1 protein-coding gene and 1 pseudogene are annotated in these 8,855 nt (G+C 74.6%); both read left to right on the top strand.

The window, feature by feature from the left end:
• A partial coding sequence (locus ACFYWL_RS30770; RefSeq protein WP_386980203.1) for a type I polyketide synthase occupies positions 1-2,858 on the top strand: 2,858 nt, incomplete at its 5' end.
• 16 nt (positions 2,859-2,874) lie between these two features.
• Positions 2,875-8,855 (top strand): annotated as a pseudogene (locus ACFYWL_RS30775) (beta-ketoacyl synthase N-terminal-like domain-containing protein); the annotation flags it as partial.

An 8,855-nucleotide genomic window follows, 5' to 3' on the forward strand; every position in this document is an offset into this window, starting at 1 on the left:
CCGGACTCCACCCCCACCAACCCACACCCACCCCACACACCACCCCCCACCTCCCCACCTACCCCTTCCAACACCACCACTACTGGCTACACCCGACACCCGACAGCGCCGGCTTCGGCCGCGCGGCCACCGGGCATCCGTTGCTCGGCGGCGCTCTCGACCTTCCCGGCAACGACGCCACGCTGCTGACCGGGCAGATCTCGGTGAACGCCCAGCCGTGGCTGGCCGACCACGCCGTCCTCGGCGCCGTCCTGCTGCCCGCCACGGGCCTGCTCGACATGGCCCTGCGCGCGGGGGCGGAGGTGGGCTGCGCCCGGGCCGAGGACCTGGTCCTGGACCAGCCGCTCCTGCTGCCCACGAACCGCGCCATCGACGTGCAGATCCAGGTGAACGCGCCCGACGACACCGACCGACGGGCCTTCACGATCCACTCGCGGCACGACGGGGAGTGGGTCCGCAACGCGACCGGCCTGCTGTCGCCGGAGGCCGCGGCCGTACCCGCTCCGCTGACGGTGCCGGCCACGGCTGTCGCGCTGCCCGTCACGGACCTGTATCGGCGGCTCGCCGAGCAGGGATACGACTATGGCTCGGCCTTCCAGGGGCTGCGGGGCGCGTGGCGCGACGGCGACGCGCTGTACGCGGAGGTGGAACTGACCGACGGACTCCACGAGACCGGCTTCGGCATCCATCCCGCGCTGCTCGACGCCGCGCTGCACGTACGCCTCCTCGCCGGGCTGGACGAGGACCCTGCCGGCGAACCGGGCGGCCTGGCGCTGCCGTTCTCCTGGTCCGGCATCAGCCTGCACGCCTCGGGTCCGCGGACGCTCCGCGCCCGCGTGACACCCGTGGACGACTCGACGATCGCCCTGGCCGTAGCCGACCTCGAAGGCCGACCGGTTCTCACCGTCGACGCGATGGCCACCCGGCCGGTCGACGCCGGGAGGCTGACGGGGCGCGGTACCGCGATGCTGTCCGTGCACTGGACCGAGCAGCCCCGCGCCGAGGTGGACGCCGCCGCAGCACCCGCGGTCGTGCTCGGCGAGGCGGGGGACCTCGCCTCGACGCTGTCGCTGCCGGCTGCTGCGGGGATCGACGAGTTGGCGCGCACGCTGGCCACCGGCGCCGAGGTTCCGGCGTGGGCGGTGGTGAGCCTCGGCGCCGACGACGCCGATCCGGTGACGTCGGCCCACACGTTGGTCGAGCGTGCCCGCGTACTGGTGCGGGGGTGGCTCGAACGGGACCCGCTGGCCGACACGCGCCTGATCTTCCTGACCCGGGGCGCCGTCTCCACCGGGCCCGACGATCCGGTCACCGACCTGCCCGCCGCCGCCGTCTGGGGCTTCGTGCGCTCCGCGCAGACCGAGCATCCCGATCGCTTCGTGCTGCTCGACCACGACGGCACCCGCCTCGCCAGGGAGGACCTCGACGCCGCCGCCACCGGCGAGCCGCAGGTAGCCGTCCGGGACGGTCACCGGCTGACGCCCCGGCTCGCGCCCGACGCGTCCACCGGCTCCGACGTCTCGCTCGATCCGGACGGGACCGTCCTGATCACGGGGGGCACCGGGACCCTCGGCGCCCACGTCGCCCGCCGGTTGATCACCCACCACGGCGCGCGCCGTCTGCTGCTGGTCAGCCGCCGTGGTCTCGACGCCCCCGGCGCGGAACAGCTACGCCACGAGTTGACCGGTCTCGGGGCCGAGGTCGGAATCGCGGCCTGCGACGTCACCGACCGCGACGGTCTCGTCGCCACCCTGGCGGCCGTTCCCGCCGATCATCCGCTCACGGCCGTGGTACACACCGCCGGCGTGCTCGCGGACGCCACCGTGACCCAGCTGACCGAAGGGCAGCTCGGCACCGTGCTGGCCGCCAAGGTCGACGCCGCCTGGCACCTGCACGAGCTGACCACCGGCCTGGACCTAGCCGCGTTCGTGCTGTTCTCCTCGGCGGCGGCGACGGTCGGCTCCCCGGGACAGGCCAACTACGCCGCCGCGAACAGCTTCCTCGACGCTCTGGCCCACCACCGGCGTTCGCGCGGCCTTCCCGCCGCCAGCCTCGGATGGGGATTGTGGAGCGACGCCAGCGAGCTCACCAGCGGCCTCGCCGCGGCGGACCTCGACCGGCTCCACACCAGCGGCTTCCAGCCGATGTCCACGCAGGAGGCCCTGGCCCTCTTCGACGCCACCCTGTCCGGCGCCGGTCACGCCCACCTCGTCGTCGCTCCGGTGGACCGGGCGGCACTGCGCCGGCGCGCCGTGCAGGGCGATCTGCCGCCCCTGTTCCGCGAACTCGTGCCGTGGACGCCGCCCCGGGCGGCCACCGACGGCGCGTACGACTGGCGGAGCCGGTTCGCCGCGGCCCCGGCGAACGAACGCGACACCCTGCTGCTCGACCTGGTCCGCACCCACGCGGCGGCGGCGTTGCGGCACGAGGCGCCCGAGGAGATCGACCCGGACGGCGCGCTCAAGGACCTCGGGTTCGACTCGCTGATCGCCGTCGAGTTCCGCAACCGCCTCAGCGCGACCGTCGGTCTTCGCCTGCCGGCGACGCTGGCGTTCAACTATCCCAACCTCCGCGCGCTCACGGGCTATCTCGGTGAACGCATGTCGGAGAGCGAGCCGGACCGGGCCGAGCCGCAGGAACCGGCGGACGCCACCGTGCACGACGAGCTCGACCGGATCGAGAAGGCGCTGCGCACGTCGCCCGAGGATGCCCGAGAGGAGATCACCGCCCGGTTGCGCCGGCTGCTCACCGCGCACGGCGGCGCGGGCCCGCAGAACGGCTCCGCGGCCACCGAGATCGCCTCGGCCACCGACGACGAGATCTTCGACCTGATCGACAACCAGCTGGGCACGGCCTGACATGGGATCGGATGCGATGAACATCGAAGAGAAGCTGCGGGAGTACCTCAAGCGGGTGACCGCAGACCTCCAGACGACGCGGGCCCGCCTGCGGGAGCTGGAGTCCCGGGGCAGCGAGCCGGTGGTGATCGTGGGAATGGGCTGCCGCTACCCCGGCGGCATCCGCTCCCCCCACGACCTGTGGCAACTCGTCCTCGACGGCACCGACGCCATCGGCGACTTCCCCACCGACCGCGGCTGGAACCTCGACACCCTCTACCACCCCGACCCCGACCACCCCGGCACCAGCTACACCCGCCACGGCGGCTTCCTCTACGACGCCGCCCACTTCGACCGCGACTTCTTCGGCATGAGCCCCCGCGAAGCCCTCGCCACCGACCCCCAACAACGCCTCCTGCTCGAAACCGCCTGGGAAACACTCGAAAACGCCGGCATCGACCCCACCACCCTGCGCGGCACCCACACCGGCGTCTTCACCGGCGTCATGTACGACGACTACGGCAACCGCCTGGCGGAGACCTCACCCGACGGTTTCGAGGGGTATCTGGGCACCGGCAGCGCGGGCAGCCTCGCCTCGGGCCGGGTGTCCTACGCGTTCGGCTTCGAGGGCCCGGCCATCTCGGTCGACACGGCGTGCTCGTCGTCGCTGGTGGCGCTGCACCTCGCCGTCCAGGCCCTGCGCAACGGCGAGTGCGACCTCGCCCTGGCCGGCGGCGTCACCGTCATGGCCACCCCGGCCGCCTTCACCGAGTTCAGCCGCCAGCGCGGCCTCGCCCCCGACGGACGGTCCAAGTCGTTCGCCGCGAGCGCCGACGGCGCGGCGTGGAGCGAAGGCGTCGGCCTGCTGCTGGTCGAACGGCTCTCCGACGCCCAACGCCACGGCCACCGCATCCTCGCCGTCGTCCGCGGCTCCGCCGTCAACCAGGACGGCGCGTCCAACGGCCTCACCGCACCCAACGGCCCGTCCCAGGAGCGGCTGATCCGCCAGGTGTTGGCCGAGGCCCGCCTCGCTCCGGCGGATGTCGACGTCATGGAGGCGCACGGCACCGGCACCACGCTGGGCGACCCGATCGAGGCGGAGGCGCTGCTGGCCACCTACGGCCAGGACCGCGACCAACCCCTCTGGCTCGGCTCCATCAAGTCCAACATCGGCCACACCCAGGCCGCCGCCGGAACCGCCGGCATCATCAAGATGGTGCAGGCCATGCGGCACGGGATCCTGCCGAAGACCCTCCACGTCGACGCGCCCACCCCCCACGTCGACTGGACCACCGGCAACATCCAACTCCTCACCGACACCCAGGAATGGCCCGACCACGGAAGACCCCGCCGCGCCGCCGTCTCCTCCTTCGGCATCAGCGGCACCAACGCCCACGTCATCCTCGAACAAGCACCCCCGGTCACCGCGGAGGCCCCGGCCAGCGACGGGGTCACGGCGCCGGTGCCGTGGGCGCTGTCCGGCCGGAGCCCGGAGGCGCTGCGCGCACACGCCGCCGCGCTGCGGGCCTTTCTCGACACGCTGCCCGACGGGGACCTCGCCGCCGCCGGGCGGGCGCTGGCGACCGACCGCGCCGCGCTCACCTACCGGGCCGTCGTCGTCGGCGACGATCGCGCCGGGCTCGCCGCCGCTCTGGACGCGGTGGCGGACGCCGCGACGGCACCCGTGCGGGCCGTCGAGGGCAAGGTCGCGTTCCTGTTCACCGGGCAGGGCGCCCAGCGGCTCGGCATGGGCCGTGAGCTGTACGAGCGTTTCCCGTCCTTCGCCCGGTGCCTCGACGCCGTCCTCGCCGAACTCGACAACCACTACGACGTCCCGCTCCGGGACGTCGTGTGGGGCACCGACACGGACGCGGTGCAGCGCACCGAGTACGCCCAGGCGCTGCTCTTCGCGATCGAGGTGGCGCTGTTCCGGCTGGCCGAGTCGTGGGGCGTGCGGCCGGACTTCCTGGCCGGGCACTCCGTCGGCGAGATCGCGGCCGCCCACGTCGCCGGGGTGCTCTCCCTGGCCGACGCGGCGACCCTGGTGGCCGCCCGGGGGCAGCTGATGCAGGCCCTGCCCGAGGGCGGCGCGATGGCCGCCGTGCGGGCCACGCCCGACGAGGTGCGGCCCGTGCTGTCCGGGCCTGTGGAGATCGCCGCGATCAACGGCCCGCAGTCGCTTGTGGTGTCCGGGGACCACGACGCCGTCGCCGCCGTCGCCGCGCACTTCGCCGCGCTCGGGCGCAGGACCACCGAGCTGCGGGTGTCGCACGCGTTCCACTCGCCCCTGATGGAGCCCATGCTGGACCGGTTCCGCGCGGTCGCCGAGGGGCTCTCGTACGACGCGCCCACCATCCCCGTCGTCTCCACCGTCACCGGGGAGCCGTCCACGGCGTGGGCGACGGCGGAGTACTGGGTACGCCACGTCATGGCGACGGTCCGCTTCGCGGACGCGGTGCGCGCCCTGCGCTCCCGTGGCGTCACCACGTTCGTCGAGCTGGGACCCGACGCGGTGCTGTCCACGGCGGGGCCCGAAACCACCGCCGACGCCGCGTTCGTGCCGCTGATGCGCCGGGACCGGCCGGAGGTCACCGAACTCGTCACCGGCCTCGGGCGGCTGCACAGCCACGGGGTACAAGTCGACTGGGCGGCGTTCTTCGGGCCCGCCAAGCGGGTCGAGTTGCCCACGTATCCGTTCCAGCGCCGGACGTACTGGCTGCATCCCGTCGGCGGCTCGGGCGGGCGCGGTGACCACCGCCGGCATCCGCTCATCGGCAACTCCATGGAGCTGCCGGACGACGCCGGCCGCATCCTCACCGGTGAGATCACGGTCGCCGCCCACCCCTGGCTCGCCGCGCACCGCGTGCACGACGTCGCCGTGCTGCCCGACACGGCCTTCCCGGATCTGGTGCTGGCCGCGGGCGCGGAAGCCGGCTTCGACCGGATCGAGCAGCTCACCGTCGAGCGGCTGCTCCCGCTGCCCGGGGACGCGCCCACCCGGCTGCACGTCACGGTGGCCCCGGACGAGGATCCGGCGCGCGCCTGGGTCACCGTCCATTCCCGGGTTGGCGACCAGTCCGACCAGCCCTGGACCCGGTGCGCCACCGCGGTCCTGGCCGTCGGGGCCGGCGCGGATCCGGGTACGGCGATCCCGTGGCCGCCGGACGGCGCGACCCCCGTGGACGTCGGCGACCTGGCGGACCGGCTCGCCGGTCTCGGTCGCGACAGCGACGGGTTCCTCGCCGGCCTGGTGGCGGCGTGGCGGTCCGGCGACAGCGGATACGCCGAGGTGCGCCTGCCCGACGACGCCCCGGGCGGCTATCTTCTCGACCCCCGGCTGTTGCAGGTCGCCCTGGTGGCGGCCGGTGAGCCGGCGGAGCCGCCGTGGACGGCGGCCGGCTGGGAGGACGTCGCCGTCGCCCGGCCCGGGGTGCGCGAGCTTCGGGTCGCGCTCACCCGCACCGGGCCGGACCGGGCATCGGTGCAGCTCAGCGACGCCTCCAACGCGGTGGTGGCCACGATCGGCGCGGTCGTCCGCCGCCCGCTGACGGCCGCCGAGCTGCGCCCGGCCGACGTCGCGTACCGGCTCGACTGGGTGTCGCTGGCGGCGGCCCCGGCGGCGGACGAGACCCGGTGGGCGCTCATCGGCGACGACGACACGCTCGGTGGGCTGCCCGGTGACCGGCACCCCGACCTCGCCGCGTTGACGGGTGCCGTCGGGGAGGAGAGCACGGTCCCCGGGGCGGTGGTCGTCGCGACGCCGCAGGGCGGGCCGGAGCCGTATCCGACGGTGGCCGGGCAGGTCACCGCGCTCGCCGACAGCGCGCGACGCTGGCTGGCCGACGAACGGTTCGGCGCGTCCCGGCTGGTCGTCGTGACCCGGGGCGCGGTCGCCACGGCCGCCGGGGAGGACGTCCGTGACCTCGGGCAGGCCGCCCTGTGGGGGGCGTTCCGTTCGCTGCAGGGCGAACACCCGGGGCGGGTAGCGCTGGTCGACACCGAGGACGGGCTCACCGTCAGCTCGCTGCGGGCCGCGCTCGCCGCCAGGGAGGACCAGCTCGCCGTCCGGGGCAGCACGCTGTTCGCCGCCCGGCTCTCCCGGGTGCCGGTCGACACCGCCGGGTCCTCGGCCGAGCCGCCGCTCGACCCCGCGGGCTCGGTGGTCGTCCTGCTCGGCGGCGACGGACCCGCCGGCCCGGTCGTCCGGCAGCTCACCGCCGGGTACGGGATCCGGCAGCTCGTGCTGGGCCGGGCGCCGGGTGCCGCCGCCCTGGACACCGCCGAGCTGACCGCCTCCGGCGTGACCGTGACGGTCGTACCAGAGGAGGTCAGCGACCGGGCCGGAGTCGCGGCCCTGCTCGCCGCCGTCGCGCCGGAGCATCCGCCGACCGCCGTGGTGTTCGTCGGCGACGCGGGCGACGGCCCGCCGGCCGGTGGCGCTGCGGACGACGCCGGGGCGGACCCGCGTCTTCAGTCCGCCCTCGCCTGGCACCTGCACGACCTCGCCGAGGGCATCGACCTGCGCGCGTTCGTGCTGCTCGGCCCCGCCGGGGGGATCCTGGGCACGCCCGGTGGCGGCGACCGTGCGGCGGCCGGCGCGTTCCTCGACGCCCTCGCCCGGCACCGGCGCGCGCGTGGACTCGCCGCCCTCAGCGTCGGCTGGGGACCGTGGCGCGGACCGGACGACACCGATCCGGTCCGCGAGTCCCGCCACGGTCTTTTGACGGTGCCCGCCGCACACCTGCTCGCCGTGCTGGACCTGGGCCTGGCGGACGGCCGGCACCCCGGGTTGCTCCCCATCGCACTCGACCAGGCCGAGCTGCGCCGGCATGCCCGGTCGATGACCCTGCCGACGGTGTTCCGGGACCTCGTTCCGGCCCCGGCCGCCCCCACCGGCGTCGGCGGTCCCGCGCTGGGCCGTCAGCTGCGCGGCAGGCCGGAGACGGAGCAGACGCGAATCGTCCTCGACCTGGTCCTGACCCAGATCGCCGCCGTTCTCGGCCACGAGAACCCGGGCTCGATCGCTGCGACCCGGCCGCTACAGGAGCTGGGGTTCGACTCGCTCACGGCGGTCGGGCTGCGCAACCGTCTCCAGGAAGCGACGCAGCTGGCGCTGCCCGCGACGCTGCTGTTCGACTACCCGACCGCCACCGCCATGGCCGCGCACCTACGGTCCGAGCTGCTCGGCACGCAGGACGTCATGGCCGTGCCGCTGTCGGTGGAGCCGGTCGACGACGAGCCGATCGTGATCGTCGGGATGGGCTGCCGCTACCCGGGCGGCGTCCGGTCCCCGGAGGACCTGTGGCAGCTGGTGGCCGACGGCCGCGACGCGATCACCGAGTTCCCCACCGACCGGGGTTGGGACCTCGACGCCCTGTACGACCCCGACCCCGAGCACCCCGGCACGTCGTACGTCCGCACCGGTGGGTTCCTGCACGACGCCCCGCTGTTCGACGCGGACTTCTTCGGGATCAGCCCGCGGGAGGCGCTGGCGATGGATCCGCAGCAGCGGCTGCTGCTGGAGACCAGTTGGGAGACGTTCGAGAACGCGGGCATCGACCCGGAGTCGCTGCGCGGCAGCCGCACCGGCGTGTTCACGGGCACCCACGACCGCGACTACGGGACGCTCGTCGCCGGGAACGAGAGCCTTGAGGGCTATCTGATCGTCGGCAACTCGGCGAGCATCCTGTCCGGGCGGTTGTCCTACACGTACGGTTTCGAGGGTCCCGCGATCTCGCTGGACACCGCGTGCTCGTCGTCGCTGGTGGCGCTGCACCTGGCCGTCCAGGCCCTGCGCAGCGGCGAGTGCGACCTGGCCCTGGCCGGCGGCGTGTCGGTGCTGGCGACCCCGGCGTCGTTCGTGGAGTTCAGCCGCCAGCGCGGGCTGGCCCCCGACGGGCGGGCGAAGTCGTTCGCGGCGGGTGCCGACGGCACGTCCTGGTCCGAGGGCGTGGGCCTGCTCCTGGTCGAACGGCTCTCCGACGCCCAACGCCACGGCCACCGCATCCTCGCCGTCGT

The organism is Micromonospora sp. NPDC002575 (assembly GCF_042889525.1).
Classification (GTDB): domain Bacteria; phylum Actinomycetota; class Actinomycetes; order Mycobacteriales; family Micromonosporaceae; genus Micromonospora; species Micromonospora carbonacea.